Source organism: Anaerobacillus sp. QJM3NY_17 (genome assembly GCF_056173665.1).
Map to the genome: position 1 here is coordinate 1,506,841 of NZ_CM149685.1, position 18,617 is coordinate 1,525,457.

Sequence of the window (18,617 nt, forward strand, 5' to 3'; positions counted from 1 at the left end):
AGGGATATGAATCCAATTAATGTATCAAATTTAACGGTAGCCTATGACCGTAAGCCTGTACTTCAGGAAGTAACGGTTGAAATGCCAGAAGGAAAGTTAATAGGCGTTGTTGGTCCAAATGGTGCTGGTAAATCAACGTTAATCAAAGCTATTTTAGGGTTAATTCCAACAGCCTCGGGATCTGTAGAAATTTACGGAAAATCATATCGTACTCAGCGAAAACTAGTTGGATATGTACCACAGCGAGGATCAGTGGATTGGGATTTTCCTACGAATGCTCTTGATGTCGTACTGATGGGAAGATACGGGCACATCGGCTGGTTTAAGCGGCCTGGTAAGAAGGATACTGCTATTGCTATGCAGGCGCTTGATAAAGTGGGCATGAAAGAATATGCAAATAGGCAGATCAGTCAACTATCAGGTGGTCAACAACAGAGAGTGTTTCTTGCAAGAGCCTTAGCACAGGATGCAACAGTTTATTTCATGGATGAACCATTTGTTGGCGTTGATGCTGCTACTGAAAAAGCGATTATCTCACTTTTAAATGAGCTGAAGGCACAAGGGAAGACCGTCCTTGTTGTTCACCATGATTTGCAGACAGTGAAGGAGTATTTTGATTGGACCCTTTTGTTAAATAAAAGAAAAATTGCGCTCGGTCCTACAGATGAAGTATTTACAATTGAAAACTTACAAAAAACATATGGTGGAAGACTATCATTTCTTGATTCTGAGGTCAGCACACCATTTGTAGTTCAACCTTAAGGAGGGAGAATAATGTTAAATGAGCTCCTCCTAACGCTACAGGATGCAAATACACAGTGGGTGCTATTTGGTACAATTCTTCTTGGAGTGGCAAGTGGTGTCCTCGGTAGTTTTGCCCTTCTTAGGAAACAAAGCTTAATCGGTGATGCTATGGCGCATGCAGCACTTCCTGGGATTTGCATTGCATTTCTACTTTATGGAACAAAATCGATTGGCTGGTTTTTAGTAGGTGCTGCGATATCTGGCTTACTTGCAACCTACTTTATTCAAGCTATTATTAACCATTCACGTATTAAAGAAGACACCGCGATTGGATTAGTACTCTCAGTGTTTTTTGGGTTTGGAATTGTCTTATTAACTAAAATCGCTCAATCTGAAAATGGTAACCAGAGTGGTCTTGATGACTTTATATTCGGTCAGGCAGCATCGCTTGTAGGAAATGATGTTCGAGTTATTTCGGGAATTGCAATCGTGCTTCTCGTGATCACCTGGCTACTTTTTAAAGAATTGAAGCTATTTACCTTCGACCGCCAATTCGCAAAAGGAATTGGATTACCTACAGGGTTTCTTAATGCCTTATTGATGACACTAATCGTCAGTGCAGTTGTGATAGGTTTACAAGCAGTGGGAGTTATTCTAATGGCCGCTATGCTCATTACTCCTGCAATATCTGCAAGGTATTGGACCGATCGACTTGATCGGATGGTTATAGTAGCGGGAACAATTGGTGCTTTATCAGGAATTCTTGGCACGATATTAAGTTCTATGGCAAACCGACTTCCGACAGGACCCGTCATCGTCATTGCAGCAACGGTTATTTTCTTAATTTCTCTCGTTTTTGCTCCAAACAGAGGGCTTTTATCGAAAGGTTTAAAATTGTATCGTATTCGTAAAAGTGTTGCTAAGGATACCGTTTTTCAAACGATGTATGATCTTTCTGAAGAAGTTAGCTTATCCACTACGAATTTTGCGTTCACTATAGCTCAGCTTGAAGAAAGAAGAAAAATGCCACGTCGCAAACTAGAGTCGATTCTACATCAGCTTCAAAAAGAAGGATACGTCTTCCAGCCAGTGATCGGCAAATGGCGCCTTACTGAGTTAGGTGCTTATAAGGCGCATGAAATTACAAAGAACAATCGACTATTCGAGATTTACACTATGTATGAAATGAAATTTGCTCATCTTCAATCAAAAACAAACGATGAGTGGCATTATAAAGAGCTTCCTCCAACAGCCGTAGAAGATCTTACTCGATTAATGGATGTTCATGAACGGGCGCTTAAGTTAAACCCGGCTCATTTTGCTAGAGGAGAAAAGTATCATGTCAAAGCACCTTCTCAAAGCACAAAAAAGCGTAAGAAGGAGGTGAATTCCTCATGAGTTATGGAGCATGGATTATGCTTACAGGTTCTTTAGTGGGAGTATCGTGTGGGATCATCGGGTGTTTTTTAATATTACGTAAAATGGCGATGCTTGCTGATGCGATTAGTCATACCGTTTTGCTAGGTATTGTATTGGCATACCTCGTAAGTCATTCACTAGAAGGGATCTATATGCTGGTTGGTGCAGGGATCATAGGTCTATTGACTGCTTTTTTAGTGCAGGTCCTTCATTCAAGCGGTGTGCAATCTGATGCCGCTATCGGTGTAGTGTTTACTTCCCTATTCGCATTCGGAGTTATTCTGCTGTCAGCTTTTGCTAGTAAAGTACACCTTGATGTTAACCACGCCCTTATGGGAGAGATTACCTTTATTCCGTGGAATACGTTAACAATAGGTGGAGTGGACCTTGGACCTTCTGCGGTCTGGATGCTTGGAAGTGTTCTGGTGATTAATCTTATTTTGATCCTCACGTTTTATAAAGAGATTAAGATTAGCTCGTTTGATCCTGCAATGGCTACGGCTATTGGTATTCCAGTTATGTTCATCCATTACCTACTTATGTCGATGGTTTCAATCACGACGGTTGCTTCATTTGATAGTGTTGGGGCTATTCTCGTCGTAGCCATGCTTATTGTACCGGGAGCTACAGCATATTTATTAACAGATAAATTACTTGTTATGTTAATCATCAGTGCAGGTGTTGGCGTAGTTGCAGCGATCGGTGGTTATTATTCCGCGCTCGCTTGGAATATTTCGATCTCAGGTTCTATGGCATCGATTGCTGGAATGATATTTGCGATCACATTTATCCTTTCACCGAGACACGGTTTATTATCTAAAGTCATAGCAAAGAAAGGAATTATCGCAGATCAGTCTTAATCATTTAACGCGATGAATCGCAAAAGAAATGATTCAAAACTATATGAAAATTATGTGATCTGTAGTATAGTAAAGAAATGCGATAGCTTGTGTCCACAAGACTATCTCCTCAATTAGTAGCCCTGTAAGCGAATGCTGGATTCGCTTACAGGGCTTTTTTTCATTGAGTGGATTTTTTCTGTCATCATCTTGATTTCTAGAATAATGATACATTCGAGGGAATGCTTCCTCAAACGTAAAGTAAGGATTTAACGGATTCACGAAGTGTACGAAATTCAACTTTCCTATAAATGGATAAGCAGAATCGTAATCTTTTAGGTTGAAAGTAAGCATTAGTGGGAATAGAAAGAATGGATAAATGATATGAAAGAATGGAAGGAGATTAACAATGGACACTGGTACTGCTGCGAAACACAAAGCAAAACAAGCATCAAATGATGTGAAACCATGGATAAGAGGATTAGCAAGAATGGGGTATGCAGCCAAAGGAGTTGTTTACTTAATCATTGGGATCTTAGCTCTCCAGGCAGCATTTGGGCCAGGAGGTAAAACGACTGATTCAAAAGGTGCTTTCGCTACTATTGCAGGAAAGCCATTTGGTGAAGCACTTCTATGGGTTCTCATAGTTGGGTTAATCGGTTATTCCGTATGGAAAGGTATCCAGGGAATTAAGGATCCAGATCATTATGGTAACGATACAAAAGGCATATTAATTCGAATTGGATTTGTTGGCGCTGGTATTATTCATTTATTTCTTGCTTATAATGCGGTTTCTATTATTACAAGAGCGGGAAGTTCATCTTCTGGCAGTAAACAATCAATGTCTGCTAAACTATTAGGACAGCCGTTTGGTCAATGGATAATTGGATTTATTGGATTATGCTTAATTGGTTTTGGTATTTATCAGGTTATTCGTGGGTACAAGAAATCCTTTATGAAACAGCTTAAGCAGTATGAAATGCACGATCAAGAAGAATGGTGGGGCAAACGTGCTGGACAAATCGGACTTGCAGCACGAGGTGTTGTCTTCACGATGATGGGCGTATTCTTTATTCAGACAGCGATTACTGCTAATCCAGATAAAACGAAGGGGCTCGATGGAGCGCTTTCAGAATTAGCTAAACAGCCATATGGTGCTATCTTGCTTGGACTAGTTGCCATTGGATTTATCGCTTACGGCATTTTTATGTTTGTAAAAGGGAAGAATAGAAGAATGCAAATTTCTTAATTTATGGAGTATTGAAGAAGGTGAATCAACTGAATCAGACGACACTTGAAGAAGCAAGAAATGGAATTAAACAGAATCGTATGTACTTTTTGTACTTGTATGGAACAAATTGCTCTGTATGCCATGCTCTTTTGCCTCAAGTTGAGGAAGTATTAGAGGATTTTCCACAAATTATACGAGAGAAGTTAAATGTTCATGAAATTCCAGAAGCAGCAGGCGCCTTTTCTGTTTTCACCATCCCCGTACTTTTGTTATATGTGGAAGGAAAGGAAAGCATTAGAGAAGCGCGATTCGTTAATATTGACTCCCTTCGTTCATCGATCAATCGAATTGTTACGATGTTAGATTAGCCTAAAAACACTCATTAAGAGTGTTTTTTTGTTTTATCTTTATTATGAGTTGAAAACCATATACAGGAGAATGGAAAATTCAGTATACTGAACATAATCCAATGTGAAAGGAAATATGTGAAGTACGAATGAATGACTCGAAGCAGTTAACAACCACTTCAGAAACATCTCTATTTATTGTTCTCCTTGTCTTTAGCATACTTACTTATGTAGTTCTGTTTTTCTCAGTAATTGGAATGGCGATTATTGGCGTTTTATGGTTTATATCTTTTTTTAGTCACGGCTTGTTTATAGGAAACATTCGTAGTAATGGCGTTAAAATAACGGGATACCAGTATTCACATATCGATCAGAGAGTACGTGATTTATGTGAACGAATGGAGATTGAGAACGTTCCAGACGTCTATGTCATTGAGTCGGCAGGCATGCTGAATGCATTTGCAACAAGGTTACTAGGTAGGAACATGGTCATTCTTTATTCTGATATTTTTGAGTTAATTGAAGAAAACGCTGAAGAAGAAGTTACGTTTATTATTGCTCATGAACTCGCCCATATTAAACGAAATCACATTTTCAAACAACTTCTGCTTTTACCTGGAAATGTGATTCCGTTTCTTGGATCTGCTTATTCTAGAGCGTGTGAATATACGTGTGACCGAATGGGAGCTTACTACATAAATAGTGGCGAGAGGGCAGCAAATGGTTTAATTATTCTTGCCGTTGGAAAACGGCTATACCAGAGTGTGAACAAAGACGCTTATATAACACAGCTTCAATCTGAGAAGAGTTTTTTTGTTTGGTTAAGCGAATGGCTTTCAACTCATCCCCCTTTACCGAAAAGAATTGCTGCTGTAGAGTCGTTTATGGAACTGAGGAAAAAGACTCCATTTCCTGCTCCTCGTAAGAAATTAGTAATCCTTTCACTAATTATGCTTATGCTCTTTATCGGTGGAATAGGAACAGCCGTAATGGCAGTAGAAGTTGTTATTCCTTCGATCTCATCAGCATTCGAAGATGAGTTTGCGTTATTTGACGAGGCTACTGGCGTGACACCTCTTATGGAAGCCATAATTAATGAAGATGATCTCGCCTTTCAGTCTCTTATAGATAAGGCTGATCTTGAAGCAACTGACTCAGATGGCTGGAATGCTTTACATTATGCAGCTGAGCATTCAGAAAATGATAAGATGTTTCAAGCGCTCCTTGATCGTGAAATGAATCCAAATGCCGTTGATTTATATGGGACAAGTGCCTTAATGATTTCGGTTCAAAATGGCTATGTTTCTAAAGTGAATCGTCTATTAAAGGCAGGTGCTGATCCAAACATGGCGGACATTGATGGCTGGACGCCTCTTATTTATGCTGCTTATATGGAACCTTATAATCGGAATGAAATGTATAATCTACTCCTCGCAGCTGGGGCAAATCCCGCTATGCAAGATGAAGAGGGGTATACTGCAATTGACTATGCACGAGATGCGGGAAATGAAGAAGATATAAAAATTTTGTCTCAATAATGATAGATTCATAGGAAATTTAGTTTTGTGGCACGAATGATTATTAATAATGAAAGGTGGAGATTGAATGAAAGATGCTCAATTACTAAAACAATTTACTTTTTGGCGATATCGAACACTCCAGGCGCTTGATGCTGTTACAGAGGAGCAAGCAGATGTTCTTCCTGAGGGTTTTACGAACACAGTGCGATGGAATTTAGGCCATGTACTTGTCACTGCAGAATTTGTTTTAGATCGTTTTACAGTGATGGAGAAGAGCCTTCCAATAAACTATTCCGCATTATTTAAAGCTGGTACAAGACCTGGTGATTGGACGGAAGAGCCGCCGTCACTTACTGAGATAAAGCATTACTTAATCGAGCAGAATAAAAGAATAAGTGAGTTAGAAGGAGAACTGAGCGAGTCCCTTCAAAGTGAATTTTCTATTGGTTCCTACCTTACACTTGAAACAGTAGGAGAACTTATTCTGTTTTTAATGAATCATGAAAATCTTCATTTAGGGACAATTAGTGGGATTAAACGTGCTCAGGGTATGAAAGAACTGTGGAAAAAACAAACTGTATGAGTACAGCTTAAAACACGTGCAAAAGCACGTGTTTTTTGTATTTTTTATAACTTACTACAAGAAATATAGAATATATAACCTGTGATTTGTGCAATTCACAGGTTTTTTTAATTTTCTAAAAAAAGGTTGAACCTTTTTGGAAAGTTGTTATATAATACTAACAAATAAAATAAATTGTATTATAACAGATGGAGGGAAGCAAAAATGGATTGTTATACGTGCTATGGAAATGGTGAATTGGAATGTCCGCATTGTCATGGAAAAGAAAGAAAAAATGAAGGGTGTCACCACTGTGAAGGTGAAGGATGTGTGGGATGTCATCGCTGCAACAGTAGCGGCAGACTTGAATAGGAGGGGATGTTGTGCTGGATGAAACTTTAGAAAGCGCTTACGATCAAAAAAACCATTTACTAACTCTTGAAGCGATGGTGTTTCTAGAAAATCTTCAACGTCATTCACAGTCAATACAGCAATTAATGCAAGCAGAATTAAACAGAGAAGATTTCTTTGAACAAAAAATTCTCTTACCTGAAACGAAATCAATCCGTGAAGCGAATTGGGAAGTTAAACCAGTTCGGAAAGATTTACAAGATCGAAGAGTCATCGTGAAACAATCCATTATCGACATTGTAAATGGTGCTTCAACAATTAATGCTGGGGCAAATGTACTTATTGCAGACTTTTCGGATGAAGCAATGTCTTATGATCAGCGTATGGGAGCAGCGCAAAATCTAAAAGGACTTATTCAGCAAGAACGAGTTAAAGAGAATGTATATCCTACGGCCTTCATGATCGCAGTAAACAGTAGAAAGAATGAAGATAACTATAGTGGTATAGAAATTCCAGCTAACCTTATTGATTTTGGACTTTATGTTTTTCATAATACGACTGAATTATTGAAGCATGGTTCTGCTCCATATGTTTGTTTGAAAGGAATTTCTTCTTATCGAGAAGCTAGCTATTGGAATAACATTTTTTCTTTCACAGAAAAGGAAATGAATCTCTTTCAAGGAACGATCAAGGCCACTGTCACAATTGATCAAAACAATATGAACCAGACTGAGGAAATACTTTATGAATTACGTGATCATTGCGCGGGTCTTCATTTTGAATCTGAAGGTGTTGAGAGCATAAACGATTTAACGCGGTTTGTGATTAGCGTAGGACATAAGCGAAAGACACATGTCATTGTGGAAGAAAAGATGATGAAAAATAAAGATCGCGATGATGAGAGAAATGTGAATGGGGAAATGTTTGAACGGGGGACACGGGAAGTAATTGAAGGGTTTGATGGGAAGTGCATCACAGATACTAATCTGATTCCAATGATGAAGGCGATTTGGAATCACTATATGCCTGAACCGAATCAGATTTGGAAAATGAGGCATGAGTACTCGGCATTTGATAGCTTGAATCATTCGAAAGTGATCTAAGAAAGAAGCATGACCAAATACCAACATATCCAGGGGGAAATAATGATGACAAAGCAAACAGCAGAAACACTTCAAGAAAACTGGAACCAGGACCGTTTTAAAGGAATTGAACGCCCATATTCACCTGAAGAAGTTTTGAAATTACAAGGATCCGTTCAAATCGAGTATACTCTTGCGAAAAGAGGTGCTGAACGACTCTGGAAACTTGTGAATGAAGAGAACTTCGTCAATGCGCTAGGTGCCCTTACTGGTAACCAGGCTGTTCAACAGGTGAAAGCTGGCTTAAAAGCCATTTACTTAAGCGGATGGCAAGTAGCCGCAGATGCAAATATGTCGGGGCAGATGTATCCAGACCAAAGCTTATACCCTGTAAATAGTGTTCCACAAGTCGTAAAGCGAATTAATCAAGCTCTTCAAAGGGCGGATCAAATTGAACATTCGGAAGGAATTCATGAACGTGATTGGTTCGTTCCAATTGTTGCTGATGCAGAAGCAGGTTTTGGTGGTGCGCTGAATGTGTTCGAACTTATGAAATCAATGATTGAATCAGGTGCAGCAGCAGTACATTTTGAAGATCAACTCTCATCAGAGAAAAAGTGCGGGCACCTTGGAGGTAAAGTTCTTCTGCCAACACAGCAAGCTGTTAAAAATTTAATTTCTGCACGCCTCGCAGCAGACGTTATGGGAGTGCCAACGTTAATCATTGCGCGAACAGACGCTAACGCTGCGAATTTAATTACGAGTGATGTTGATAAATACGATGGTGAGTTTTTAACAGGGGAACGCACTCCTGAAGGCTTTTTCTATACGAAACCAGGTCTTGATCAGGCGATTGCAAGAGGCCTTGCTTATGCACCATACGCTGACCTTATCTGGTGCGAAACGTCTGAACCTAATTTAGAGGAAGCTCAGAAATTCGCAAATGCCATTCATGAACGTTTTCCTGGAAAATTACTAGCTTACAACTGTTCGCCTTCATTTAATTGGAAAAAGAAACTCGATGATGAAACGATCGCTAAATTCCAGCGTGAATTAGGTAAGATGGGCTATAAGTTCCAATTTGTTACGCTTGCTGGTTTCCATGCTCTTAACCACAGTATGTTTGAACTTGCAAGAGACTACAAAGATAATGGAATGGCTGCCTATTCAAGACTTCAGCAAGCTGAATTTGCTAGTGAGGCAGATGGTTACTCTGCGACAAGACACCAGCGTGAAGTTGGAACGGGTTACTTTGACGCTGTGTCTCAGGTCATTACAGGAGGAACTTCGTCAATGACTGCTTTAAAGGGTTCCACGGAGGAAGAGCAGTTTACTTCAACGAAATAAGAGAAAAAACTGGCTGAATTCAGCCGGTTTTTTGTGTGGGATTCGTTTAAATAGTGGAAGTGGGTCAGAAAAGCTGCTAGACATCGGTAGTATTAGAGTGAAAGGCACTTATTTCCGCGATAATTCATTGAATTCCGCGAAAAGTGATCACAATTCCGCGATAATCCAAATATATCCGCGGAAATAGGATTAATTCCGCGAAATCGGTTTTTTAGATCAGGCTGCAGCGCCTGCCGGGTCTAATCGGAGGCTTCCGTTTTTCGATGTCTAGCTGCAGCCTCCAGACCCTCGGTCACTTCACCTTTTCATCCGAACACAAAGACCGTGTTCATATGAAAAGGTTCCAGTGCCTGCCGGGTCTAAACGGAGGCTTCCGTTTTTCATGTCCAGCTGCGCGGGCCAAATCCTCCGGCTGTTTCGCCCTTTCGATTGAGACAAAAAGCGTCTCATTCGAAAGGGCTCCAACATACTGCGGATTTAGGCGGGCCCGCTCCGCTTTTCATGTCTAGCTGCGACTCGCAGAAACTGCGATATTTCGCTCTTGAACCAGAACACAAAGGGCGTGTTCTAGTTCAAGAGCTCCAATATCTTCGTTTCTAACCGCTCGTCTCCGCTTTTCGATGTCTAGCTGCAGCCTCCAGACCCTCGGTCACTTCACCTTTTCATCCGAACACAAAGACCGTGTTCATATGAAAAGGTTCCAGTGCCTGCCGGGTCTAATCGGAGGCTTCCGCTTTTCGTGTCTAGCTGCAGTGGCCAGGGTCTCGATCGCTTCACCCTACAAAATGAACACAAAGACCGTGTTCTTTTTGTAGGGCTCCAGCGCTTTTCGACCCTAACCGGCCACTTCCGCTTTTCGTGTCTAGCTGCAGTGGCCAGCCTCTCGATCGCTTCACCCTCTAAAATGAACACAAAGAGCGTGTTCTTTTTAGAGGGCTCCAGCGCTTGTCGAGGCTAATCGGAGGCTTCCGCTTTTCATTATTTATACTTAATTCCTGATTCTTCTACTATTCCGCCTTCATTGGCTTCGACTAGGAGGTCGAGGGCTTTGTTGAGAACTTGTTTGTGCTGTTCTCTGTTGTTTGGTTGTCCTAGTGCGCTGCCCATTGGAAAACGGTTGTAGAGGGAGCGTGGAATGTTAACGTATTCGCTTATTTCTTTAGACATTGTCAAGGAAACTGTTGGGATTCCGTGTTCTTCTAATATGCGTGCGATCAGACCGACCGACTGTTGACAGACTGGTCAGGAAGGCACCAACAAAGCGAAGTCTACGTTTTCCTTCAATAACTTCTGAGCCACCTCTTGTGCTGTAACCGTTTTGAGTGGGTGAGGTGTAGGGATATATCCCATAAAGCCATAGTGATTTTCAGCGAGTTCTCCAATTCTTCCTTCTTCTTGAAGTTCTTTCATTGTATCAAGAGGGAATTGGATGTTGGCATCCTGTATCACTTTTGAGTGATCATAGTGCTCGTGAGCAAATGATACATTATTGAGATCTGTATTTACGGGAATTTCTCTGTAAGAAGGATCACCCAAACCAAAGTTATCATTAAATGGTTGTTGCCCTTTTACATATACACCACCAGTAGCAATAATAGCGCCTTTCGCTTTGCTAAGGTCTTTAGTGAATGGTGTGAATGGGGTCGACTCGTTCTTTTCAAACTTAAAAGAAGGGACCCAATTTTGTTGCACCGCCTGTTCGACCTTTTCAATCATGCTAACTCCTCCTTCTCATTAAAATTATGTTGCCTTTTTGTTTTAGCATGTATACAAAAAAAACAAAAGTAAAACGTCTTGGACAGCATAATTTCCTCAAGTATGAAATACGATGGTTAGTAAATGAAGGAGGAGGGACAGGCCGATATGAATCAGAGAAGAAATGCCTATAAACAATGATTATTCGATTCTTCACTTTTCTAATCGGGTTTGGTCTGTCGGTTGCAGGTGGTGTTACGTTAATTCTAGAGCTCAATCTGATTATTATTGGTCATAGTCTTCTTGACTATTTTGCGTATATATCGCAGACCCCAGAGCTGTATCTATTTGCTTCTGGCGTTTTTGTTGTATGGGTAAGCGTATATTGGCCTAGAGCATAGGCAGTAAGAATTATGATTTCTCCGCTAATGTCCCTTCCCGATTGAGAAACTCCTCATACCCTATAATGTAGGCAACTATCATGATGGCCAAAAGGAAAGGGAGGAGACACATGAACCATTATCTCCCCATTCAGGGGGATTTTTATAGTGCTTATCCTGACACAAGGAATTATTATGGACTGAGACAGTATGACTACCAGCGGCCGTATCCGTTTATTGGAGGTTTTGCAGGTGGGCTTGCCGGAGGTCTTGCCGGAGGATTATTAGGAGTTTTATTAATACCGGGTATATATGGTGGATATCCTCGTCCACGACCCGGATATCCCTGTCCTGGTCCGGGATATTGCCCTCCAGGTTATGGACAGCCGGGATACGGAGCTCCAGGGTATGGCCCACCAGGATATGGCCCTCCGGGTTATCCTGGCGGACGACCGCCATATGGACCATATAGAGAATAGGATTAAAAGCAAAGGGAGAACCCTTTGCTTTTTTTCTTTATTTTAGCTTATAGTATTGTTTTTTCTTTTTTAGAAGGAATTCCACTTTACATTTTGAGCTTTACGAAATCGTTTGTTAACTTCCTTCCAATTAACGACATTCCACCAGTTTTCGATGTAGTTTTTTCGGTTGTTTTCATATTGTAAATAATAAGCGTGTTCCCAAACATCAAGAGCTAGAAGAGGGATGACATCCCACTGGCTTAAGTTTTGGTGTTTTTCAGCTTGAAGAATTTCAAGTCTTCTTGATACAGGTGACCAGACAAGAATGGCCCAACCTGACCCTTCTACTTTAGCAGCAGCATTTGTGAATTGTTGCTTGAATTGGTTGTATGATCCAAAGCTCTTTTGAATCTCAGGTAAAATTTCTCCCTCTGGCTTCCCACCGTTTGGGCTCATGATTTTCCAAAATAAAGTATGAAGATAATGTCCAGCTCCATTGAAAGCTAATTCACGTTCCCAATGTTTAATGAGAGCATAGTTATCCTGTTGTCTTGCTTTCTGTAATTCAAGTTCTGCTTTGTTTAACCCATCTACATAGCTTTGGTGGTGAAGGTCATGATGCAGCCTCATGATTCTTTCACTAATGTAAGGCTCGAGTGCATTGTATTTGTATGGCAGAGAAGGTAAGGTATGTCCTCCTATAGGAACGGATGAATCTTGTAAGTTCCGCCACTGCTTGTATAACGAATTGGCCATCTTATATAGGTCTTCTTCATTTGACCCATTCACATCAACATTTTCCTGAACCGCCGCTAACCATTCTTCAGTTTGAATAAGTAGAGAAGAGTTTACTCGTTCATGGAGGTTACCTTCTAAAATGTGATTTCGGAATTGGGAGCCCCACTCAAGCAGTTTTACTGACAATCCACTCACTCCTTTCTAGACGTTATTACTATATGAATCTTGTTAACAAATTGTTTCAATCTCTTAATAAATGTTTTTAATATGAAACATTTGGGTAACACCTCTCTATGGAGTTTGACGCTAAGGGGGATCATAATGGGGAAAAATATCAATGAAGAACAACATACAGGTAAGCAAGAAGGTCGAAAAAAAGGGAAACGTTTTGCTAGGAATGTCCTTTTAATAGGTGCTTTCTTGATGGTTTTTGTATTAACGTTTGGGGGATATCAAACTTACGCCTATATTAATGAAGCACCAAAGCTTGAAGAAAATAAACTAAGTTTACCGCAATCATCTACTTTATATGATGCAGAAGGAAATAAAATTACAGACATCGTAGGCAAAGAGCATCGAAATATCGTTTCATTTGATGAAATCCCTGAACATGTTGTAAATGCCTTCATTGCAGTTGAGGATGTAAGATACTGGGAACATAATGGAGTGGATTTAAAAAGAATCGGCGGAGCTGTCGTCGCCAATATTCAAGATGGGTTTGGGGCAGAAGGTGCGAGCACGATTACGCAACAAGTTGTTAAGAACATGCTTTTAGAGCCTGATAAGACAGTGAAACGCAAAGTTCAGGAAGCTTACCTTGCGATGGAATTAGAGAAACAGTATTCCAAAGAAGAGATTCTTGAGATGTATTTAAATAAAATCTATTTTGGACAAGGGGCATATGGAATCGCAACAGCTGCGAATACCTACTTCAATAAGTCACTTGAAGAGTTATCAACAGAGGAAGCAGCATTATTAGCAGGTTTGCCTCAGCGGCCATCAGGATACGATCCATACAAACATCCGGACATTGCAAGCGATAGAAGAGCTACTGTCCTAAGTTTAATGGAGCAGCATGGATTTATCTCTGAACAAGAACGGAAAGAAGCAGCTTCTGTTCCTGTAGAAGATTCAATTGTGGATCAACAAAGTCAGTCGACAACCAACGATGCTTTTATCGATCAGGTCATTGATGATCTTGAGAAAGCTGGCATTCCTGAAAACGCCCTTTATTCAGGGGGATTAGAAATTTATACGACGCTTGATCAGAATGCTCAGCAGATTGTAGATGAAGCACTTACCACAAATAAAGTTGTTGAATACCCAGATGAGCAGTTTAGAGCAGGGGTTTCCCTAATTGACACTCAGTCCGGTGCGATTAAGGCTATTGGTGGAAATCGTCAAACGGGTGAAGATGATGTGCAAAAAGGATTTAATTATGCCACTCAATTAGAACGGTCCCCAGGCTCCACGATCAAGCCAATTCTTGATTATGCTCCTGGAATTGAAAATCTAAAATGGTCAACGAATCAACAGTTTATTGATGAAGAACTTGAGTTAAACGGTAAAGAATTTAGTAACTGGAACGACGAGTTTCAGGGCAGTGTTTCTATACGAGAAGCACTTCAGTGGTCTTATAATATTCCTGCTATTAAAGCATTTATGGAAGTGGGGGGCGAAGAAGCTCAAGCATTTGCGAAAAAACTTGGCATTTCAATTGATGAAACGTATCCTGCCTATGCTATCGGTGGTTTTGCTGGAGGAATTTCTCCTCTACAACTATCAGGCGCATATGCCGCATTTGGTTCAGGCGGAACTTTCCATGAGCCCTATAGTGTTGAAAAAGTAGTATACCCGAATGGTAAGGAGCACCAGCTATCCTCTAAATCTGAAAAAGCGATGAGTGAAGGAACTGCCTACATGATTACAGACATGCTCCGGACGGTCGTGGAAGAAGGAACTGGCATGCAGGCGAAAATTAAAGGTTTGGACGTAGCCGGTAAGACGGGCACGACAAGTCTTGATGATGGTATTAACGGTGATGGTGTATCAGACGCCTGGTTTTCTGGATACACGTCTAACTATACTGCTTCCATTTGGACTGGATATGATAAAACGACTCAAAATTCCTTTATTCATAAAGAAGACGATGATATTGCGAAGTTGCTTTTCCGTCACATCATGAGTGAAGTATCGAAGGATAAAGAAACCGCCTCATTTGAAAAGCCGGATTCAGTTGAAGAGATTGAAATTGATAAGACAACAGGCTTACGTGCAAATAAGGCAACACCTTCGTCTAGTATAATTAAAGAGCTTTACTTTAAAGGAGAAGAGCCGAAAAAAGCACCACTTCCAAAACCAAAAAAGAAAACTTCATCAAATGAAAAAGATGAGAAAGACGATACATCTACAGAATCTACTAAGAAGAATTCCAATAATTCCAATGATAAAAAGAAGTCAGAGGATAAAGTAGAGAAAAAGCAGAAGGATGAGTCCATAAAAGAGGAACCAAAGGCTAAGCCGGAAGAAAAGAAAGAACCAAAAGAGCCTCAAGAACCGGAAAGATCAGACGAACAAGAACAACAAGAACCTACTGATCAGTCCGAAGAAAATGAAGAGCCTGTAACGGATGACTCTGCTAATACTAAAGCTGACAGTTCAGAAGACGGCGAAGATGATGCTAATGCTAACACTGGTAATGAAGAGAATACCAATAATGATGGCGGTAATGAAGGAACCCCAAGTAATACGGGTGACGCAGAAGAGGGAGGTAATCAAGAAGGTTCAAATAATGACCCTCCCGCTGATGGAAATGATGAGGGCACGAGTGAAGAAACAAATGAAAACTCTGCAAATGATAGTGAAAATAGCGAGGTAAGTGATTCGGAAGAAAACACTAGTGACACATCGGACACTTCTGATCAAAGTGGAAGTCAAACTTCTGAAGAGAAAGAAACTTCATCAGCTGATGCGAATCAATCGAAGGAAAAAGAAACAACAGAAAAGTAGAAAATACTGCAAATATCCTGAAACTGTGACCAATTTAACAGTTTATAGAATGAACCTCCATTATGATGAAGAAGGAAATGAAAATTCATCATATGGAGGTTTTCATTATGAAAGCAGCAATTGTACATGCCTTTAGAGAGCCACTTTCAGTAAAGGAAGTAGAAAAGCCTGTTATTGGACACGGAGAAATATTAGTACGCATCAAAGCATGTGGTGTATGTCATACCGATTTACATGCCGCCCATGGTGATTGGCCAGTTAAACCAAAACTTCCGCTGATCCCTGGTCACGAAGGAGCTGGTATTATTGAGGCAGTAGGGGAAGGCGTTACGCACTTGAAGATAGGAGATCGAGTGGGTGTCCCATGGCTCTATTCCGCTTGTGGTCACTGTGAATACTGCCTAACGGGACGTGAAACACTTTGTAAAGAACAGCAGAATGCGGGCTATTCAGTTGATGGAGGATATGCTCAATATTGTAAAGCCGATGCAGATTATGCTGTCAAAATTCCTGATCGTCTTAGTTTTGAAGAAGTAGCTCCTATTTTCTGCGCCGGCGTTACCACTTACAAAGCTTTAAAGGTAACTGAGGCTAAGCCTGGTGAGTGGGTGGCTATTTATGGTATCGGAGGATTAGGGCATGTCGCCGTTCAATATGCGAAAGCAATGGGGCTTCACGTTATAGCAGTTGATACGCACAGTGAAAAATTAATACTTGCAAAAGAACTAGGTGCAGATCTTATTGTTAATCCAGTTGAAGAGAATTCTTCTGAATTTATCCAAAGAGAGGTTGGTGGAGCGCACGCTTCCGTTTGTACAGCTGTTTCTAAGCCTGCTTTTAGTGAAGCTTATGCGGCAGTTAGACGAGGAGGCTCCGTAGTTGCTGTTGGACTACCACCTGAAGAAATGCCGATACCGATTTTTGATACAGTATTAAATGGCATTAAGGTCATTGGATCGATCGTGGGCACGCGAAAAGATTTAATGGAAGCTTTGCAATTTGCAGCTGAAGGTAAAGTAAAAACAATTATTGAGACTCGCCCACTAGAAGAGATTAACGAAGTTTTTGAGAGTCTAGAAAATGGCGATATTAATGGAAGAGTTGTGATCACGTTCGACTGAAAAAAAAACCGCCGTCGGCGGTTTTTTTATGTTGGGGGAGCAAGAGGGACAAATGGTGTTAATTCAGAAGTTTGGGCTGTAGATAGTTCAGGAGCAGGTTCAGTGTATCCACCTGTATTATAGAGATTTGATAGTGGTTTTATAATACCCGCGCTCCCAATTTGCAGGACTGAGGAATTCGAAATTCCTTCGACTCTAAGCTGATGAATAACGATGTTTTGGTTCACAAAGAAATTCACGAATCTTCAGCTCCCTAATTGTTTGCGGTAATGTTTTCATCCGCAACATCCGGGTCTAGTGAATTCGTTAAACTAAATCCGTTGTTCACGACATGAAAATCCCCTGTATTAAATGCACCTGAACCAGCGTATGTTTTTGAAGTTGATTTTGGTGTTGTGTTAAAACTATCCCCGAAGTTTACTACTCCACCCGCGCTATTTATCTTAACTGGTCCTACGATTGAAGGCATTGTTGAACACCCTTTGAGTTGTTATAAAGTATAGTATGTGATCAATAAAGGATCCGTTCAATTTATTCTTCATCATCGTAAGGATTAGACAAATATTCGCGATTATGTTTCACCCTTGCCTCCGTCTTAATCTGTCGTGTAGAACCAACTTGTAAAACGGAGGAAGCAGCGATCCCAATGACGCGAATGCTCCCAACTTTAATAATGGGGTTTTCGTGAATAGTGAATTGCTCGATGTTCTCAGTAAGCAGCGGGAGAGGTAGTAGTTGGGAAAACATCGGATATTCTGATAAATCTTCTACTTCATTCCCATTAAAAATAGGAAATTCACGCTGTAAAGCATAAATTTTAGTCTCGGGAGTCACTTGATTGCTGTCACCAATTTGCACAACTGCTGAACTATCGACTGACGAAACAAGGATCCAATTGACGAGGGAGGATCGACTATTCATAGGAAATTCCCCTTATGATGACGCTAATGGAACAAATGGAGCTGAGATAATTAACGATTCCGGCGGTGTGTCGAAAATAGATGAGCAGACGATAGATTCTGTGTCTCCTACAAGAAACACAGAAGAACTTGCTACAGCTGTAATATTAATATGCCCTACTGAAAGTCCTCGATTTATGACGGTATATTTCATTTAAAATCAGTCCTTCCAGGTAAGTTTTTTAGAAAAGCCTCCATGCCATTAGTAATGTCTCGCTTTAATTTGTTCGTTACTTCTTCGACTAGTTGCTCTGTGCTTGACTCAGGCGAACGGTTGGATTGTTGATTAACATAATAGTTAATGCGCTGATCTAGCTGTTTTTGAATATCATTTAGGATGAAGTGACGGTAAGGATCATCAAGAGGATACTGATATTTTTTCTCTAACTCCCCTAGATGTTGGATAGCTCCTTTTTTCATGTAGGAATGAATGTTTTGCTGAATGGATTGAATGGCTTCCGGAGGTATGTTGCTTGGGTTCATTCCATTTCCCCCGTTTACTGTAAAGTCATCCAGAACATCAGCTCCTCCGTTTGGAGTTAAGCCAATATTTAACGTTCCATCAAGCCTTTCAATTTTTAATTGATCAAATTTATATTCGATTTTCTCAATGTTGGTTTTAGGAGCTTTCGATAACTCATGGCAGCTATTTCTTAAATCATCCACCATATCTTCAAGCATTTTGATTCGATTGTTTTGTTGTTCAATGTTTTGTTGCATCCGTTGCAAGATCGCATAGAAATTATCGGTTGGATACATTGACAATCAACTCCCGTATCAAAATGTTTATTCCACCAATAAAGGGTCACTCC

The 18,617-nt window shown here is 40.4% G+C and carries 21 protein-coding genes; 14 read left to right on the forward strand and 7 right to left on the reverse strand.

Annotation, left to right across the window (positions count from 1 at the left end):
- The first annotated feature begins 6 nt into the window (after positions 1-6).
- From AC0VYV_RS08095 to aceA, 10 genes are all read left to right on the forward strand, one after another.
- The gene (locus tag AC0VYV_RS08095) at positions 7-762 is read left to right on the forward strand and encodes a metal ABC transporter ATP-binding protein (RefSeq protein WP_430242224.1); all 756 of its coding nucleotides are present in this window, start codon (positions 7-9) and stop codon (positions 760-762) included.
- A gap of 12 nt (positions 763-774) precedes the next feature.
- Entirely contained in the window at positions 775-2,142 is a 1,368-nt protein-coding gene (locus AC0VYV_RS08100; protein ID WP_475374725.1) for a metal ABC transporter permease, read from the forward strand.
- The gene (locus AC0VYV_RS08105; protein WP_475367123.1) at positions 2,139-3,023 is read left to right on the forward strand and encodes a metal ABC transporter permease; all 885 of its coding nucleotides are present in this window, start codon (positions 2,139-2,141) and stop codon (positions 3,021-3,023) included. Before AC0VYV_RS08100 ends, AC0VYV_RS08105 begins: the two co-directional genes overlap by 4 nt.
- A 388-nt stretch (positions 3,024-3,411) precedes the next feature.
- Positions 3,412-4,251, forward strand: a complete 840-nt coding sequence (locus tag AC0VYV_RS08110; RefSeq protein ID WP_475367124.1) for a DUF1206 domain-containing protein — start codon at positions 3,412-3,414, stop codon at positions 4,249-4,251.
- Positions 4,252-4,271: 20 nt separating this feature from the next.
- A complete protein-coding gene (locus AC0VYV_RS08115) occupies positions 4,272-4,601 on the forward strand; it encodes a thioredoxin family protein (RefSeq protein ID WP_430242216.1) in 330 nt (109 codons plus the stop codon).
- 128 nt (positions 4,602-4,729) lie between these two features.
- On the forward strand, positions 4,730-6,118 hold the full coding sequence (locus AC0VYV_RS08120) for a M48 family metallopeptidase (protein WP_475374726.1): 1,389 nt from the start codon (positions 4,730-4,732) through the stop codon (positions 6,116-6,118).
- Between the two features lie 67 nt (positions 6,119-6,185).
- A complete protein-coding gene (locus tag AC0VYV_RS08125) occupies positions 6,186-6,683 on the forward strand; it encodes a DinB family protein (RefSeq protein WP_475368825.1) in 498 nt (165 codons plus the stop codon).
- Positions 6,684-6,819: 136 nt separating this feature from the next.
- On the forward strand, positions 6,820-7,056 hold the full coding sequence (locus AC0VYV_RS08130) for a hypothetical protein (RefSeq protein WP_475373628.1): 237 nt from the start codon (positions 6,820-6,822) through the stop codon (positions 7,054-7,056).
- On the forward strand, positions 7,046-8,116 hold the full coding sequence (locus tag AC0VYV_RS08135; RefSeq protein ID WP_475374727.1) for an aldolase/citrate lyase/malate synthase family protein: 1,071 nt from the start codon (positions 7,046-7,048) through the stop codon (positions 8,114-8,116). Before AC0VYV_RS08130 ends, AC0VYV_RS08135 begins: the two co-directional genes overlap by 11 nt.
- Positions 8,117-8,161: 45 nt before the next feature.
- Positions 8,162-9,442: an isocitrate lyase gene (aceA, locus tag AC0VYV_RS08140; RefSeq protein ID WP_475374728.1), complete on the forward strand. Its 1,281-nt coding sequence runs from the start codon at positions 8,162-8,164 to the stop codon at positions 9,440-9,442.
- A 1,242-nt stretch (positions 9,443-10,684) separates the two neighbouring features.
- Here the strand turns inward: aceA and AC0VYV_RS08145 are convergent.
- Complete coding sequence (locus tag AC0VYV_RS08145) at positions 10,685-11,158, reverse strand: glycine/sarcosine/betaine reductase selenoprotein B family protein (RefSeq protein WP_194221092.1); 474 nt, start codon at positions 11,156-11,158, stop codon at positions 10,685-10,687.
- A 176-nt stretch (positions 11,159-11,334) separates the two neighbouring features.
- Between AC0VYV_RS08145 and AC0VYV_RS08150 the strand changes: the two genes are divergently transcribed.
- Positions 11,335-11,538 (forward strand): YuzI family membrane protein, encoded by a 204-nt coding sequence (locus AC0VYV_RS08150; RefSeq protein ID WP_430242204.1) that lies wholly within the window; start codon positions 11,335-11,337, stop codon positions 11,536-11,538.
- A gap of 110 nt (positions 11,539-11,648) precedes the next feature.
- Complete coding sequence (locus tag AC0VYV_RS08155) at positions 11,649-11,996, forward strand: hypothetical protein (protein ID WP_194221094.1); 348 nt, start codon at positions 11,649-11,651, stop codon at positions 11,994-11,996.
- A gap of 69 nt (positions 11,997-12,065) precedes the next feature.
- On the opposite strand, the gene AC0VYV_RS08160 is transcribed toward AC0VYV_RS08155, so the two are convergent.
- Positions 12,066-12,857 (reverse strand): superoxide dismutase, encoded by a 792-nt coding sequence (locus AC0VYV_RS08160; RefSeq protein WP_475374882.1) that lies wholly within the window; start codon positions 12,855-12,857, stop codon positions 12,066-12,068.
- A gap of 180 nt (positions 12,858-13,037) precedes the next feature.
- On the opposite strand from AC0VYV_RS08160, the gene AC0VYV_RS08165 reads away from it, so the two are divergent.
- Positions 13,038-15,725: a transglycosylase domain-containing protein gene (locus AC0VYV_RS08165; RefSeq protein WP_475374729.1), complete on the forward strand. Its 2,688-nt coding sequence runs from the start codon at positions 13,038-13,040 to the stop codon at positions 15,723-15,725.
- A 107-nt stretch (positions 15,726-15,832) separates the two neighbouring features.
- Positions 15,833-16,846 (forward strand): alcohol dehydrogenase AdhP, encoded by a 1,014-nt coding sequence (gene adhP / locus AC0VYV_RS08170; protein WP_475367132.1) that lies wholly within the window; start codon positions 15,833-15,835, stop codon positions 16,844-16,846.
- Between the two features lie 26 nt (positions 16,847-16,872).
- On the opposite strand, the gene AC0VYV_RS08175 is transcribed toward adhP, so the two are convergent.
- From AC0VYV_RS08175 to gerPC, 5 genes are all read right to left on the reverse strand, one after another.
- A complete protein-coding gene (locus AC0VYV_RS08175) occupies positions 16,873-17,085 on the reverse strand; it encodes a spore germination protein GerPB (protein WP_194221097.1) in 213 nt (70 codons plus the stop codon).
- A 14-nt stretch (positions 17,086-17,099) separates the two neighbouring features.
- The gene (locus AC0VYV_RS08180; protein WP_194221098.1) at positions 17,100-17,315 is read right to left on the reverse strand and encodes a spore germination protein; all 216 of its coding nucleotides are present in this window, start codon (positions 17,313-17,315) and stop codon (positions 17,100-17,102) included.
- A gap of 62 nt (positions 17,316-17,377) precedes the next feature.
- Positions 17,378-17,767, reverse strand: coding sequence for a spore germination protein GerPE (locus tag AC0VYV_RS08185; RefSeq protein WP_475374730.1), 390 nt, complete (start codon positions 17,765-17,767; stop codon positions 17,378-17,380).
- 12 nt (positions 17,768-17,779) lie between these two features.
- Entirely contained in the window at positions 17,780-17,959 is a 180-nt protein-coding gene (locus tag AC0VYV_RS08190) for a spore gernimation protein GerPD (protein ID WP_194221100.1), read from the reverse strand.
- The gene (gene gerPC / locus AC0VYV_RS08195) at positions 17,956-18,564 is read right to left on the reverse strand and encodes a spore germination protein GerPC (protein WP_475374731.1); all 609 of its coding nucleotides are present in this window, start codon (positions 18,562-18,564) and stop codon (positions 17,956-17,958) included. The genes AC0VYV_RS08190 and gerPC overlap by 4 nt, the downstream gene beginning before the upstream one ends.
- Positions 18,565-18,617: the final 53 nt, after the last annotated feature.

Coding starts and splice junctions, on each gene's coding strand:
- AC0VYV_RS08095 (WP_430242224.1), top strand. CDS start 7: ATGAATCCAATTAATGTATCAAATTTAACGGTAGCCTATGACCGTAAG.
- AC0VYV_RS08100 (WP_475374725.1), top strand. CDS start 775: ATGTTAAATGAGCTCCTCCTAACGCTACAGGATGCAAATACACAGTGG.
- AC0VYV_RS08105 (WP_475367123.1), top strand. CDS start 2,139: ATGAGTTATGGAGCATGGATTATGCTTACAGGTTCTTTAGTGGGAGTA.
- AC0VYV_RS08110 (WP_475367124.1), top strand. CDS start 3,412: ATGGACACTGGTACTGCTGCGAAACACAAAGCAAAACAAGCATCAAAT.
- AC0VYV_RS08120 (WP_475374726.1), top strand. CDS start 4,730: ATGAATGACTCGAAGCAGTTAACAACCACTTCAGAAACATCTCTATTT.
- AC0VYV_RS08125 (WP_475368825.1), top strand. CDS start 6,186: ATGAAAGATGCTCAATTACTAAAACAATTTACTTTTTGGCGATATCGA.
- aceA (WP_475374728.1), top strand. CDS start 8,162: ATGACAAAGCAAACAGCAGAAACACTTCAAGAAAACTGGAACCAGGAC.
- AC0VYV_RS08145 (WP_194221092.1), bottom strand. CDS start 11,158: ATGATTGAAAAGGTCGAACAGGCGGTGCAACAAAATTGGGTCCCTTCT.
- AC0VYV_RS08150 (WP_430242204.1), top strand. CDS start 11,335: ATGATTATTCGATTCTTCACTTTTCTAATCGGGTTTGGTCTGTCGGTT.
- AC0VYV_RS08155 (WP_194221094.1), top strand. CDS start 11,649: ATGAACCATTATCTCCCCATTCAGGGGGATTTTTATAGTGCTTATCCT.
- AC0VYV_RS08165 (WP_475374729.1), top strand. CDS start 13,038: ATGGGGAAAAATATCAATGAAGAACAACATACAGGTAAGCAAGAAGGT.
- adhP (WP_475367132.1), top strand. CDS start 15,833: ATGAAAGCAGCAATTGTACATGCCTTTAGAGAGCCACTTTCAGTAAAG.
- AC0VYV_RS08180 (WP_194221098.1), bottom strand. CDS start 17,315: ATGCCTTCAATCGTAGGACCAGTTAAGATAAATAGCGCGGGTGGAGTA.
- AC0VYV_RS08185 (WP_475374730.1), bottom strand. CDS start 17,767: ATGAATAGTCGATCCTCCCTCGTCAATTGGATCCTTGTTTCGTCAGTC.
- AC0VYV_RS08190 (WP_194221100.1), bottom strand. CDS start 17,959: ATGAAATATACCGTCATAAATCGAGGACTTTCAGTAGGGCATATTAAT.
- gerPC (WP_475374731.1), bottom strand. CDS start 18,564: ATGTATCCAACCGATAATTTCTATGCGATCTTGCAACGGATGCAACAA.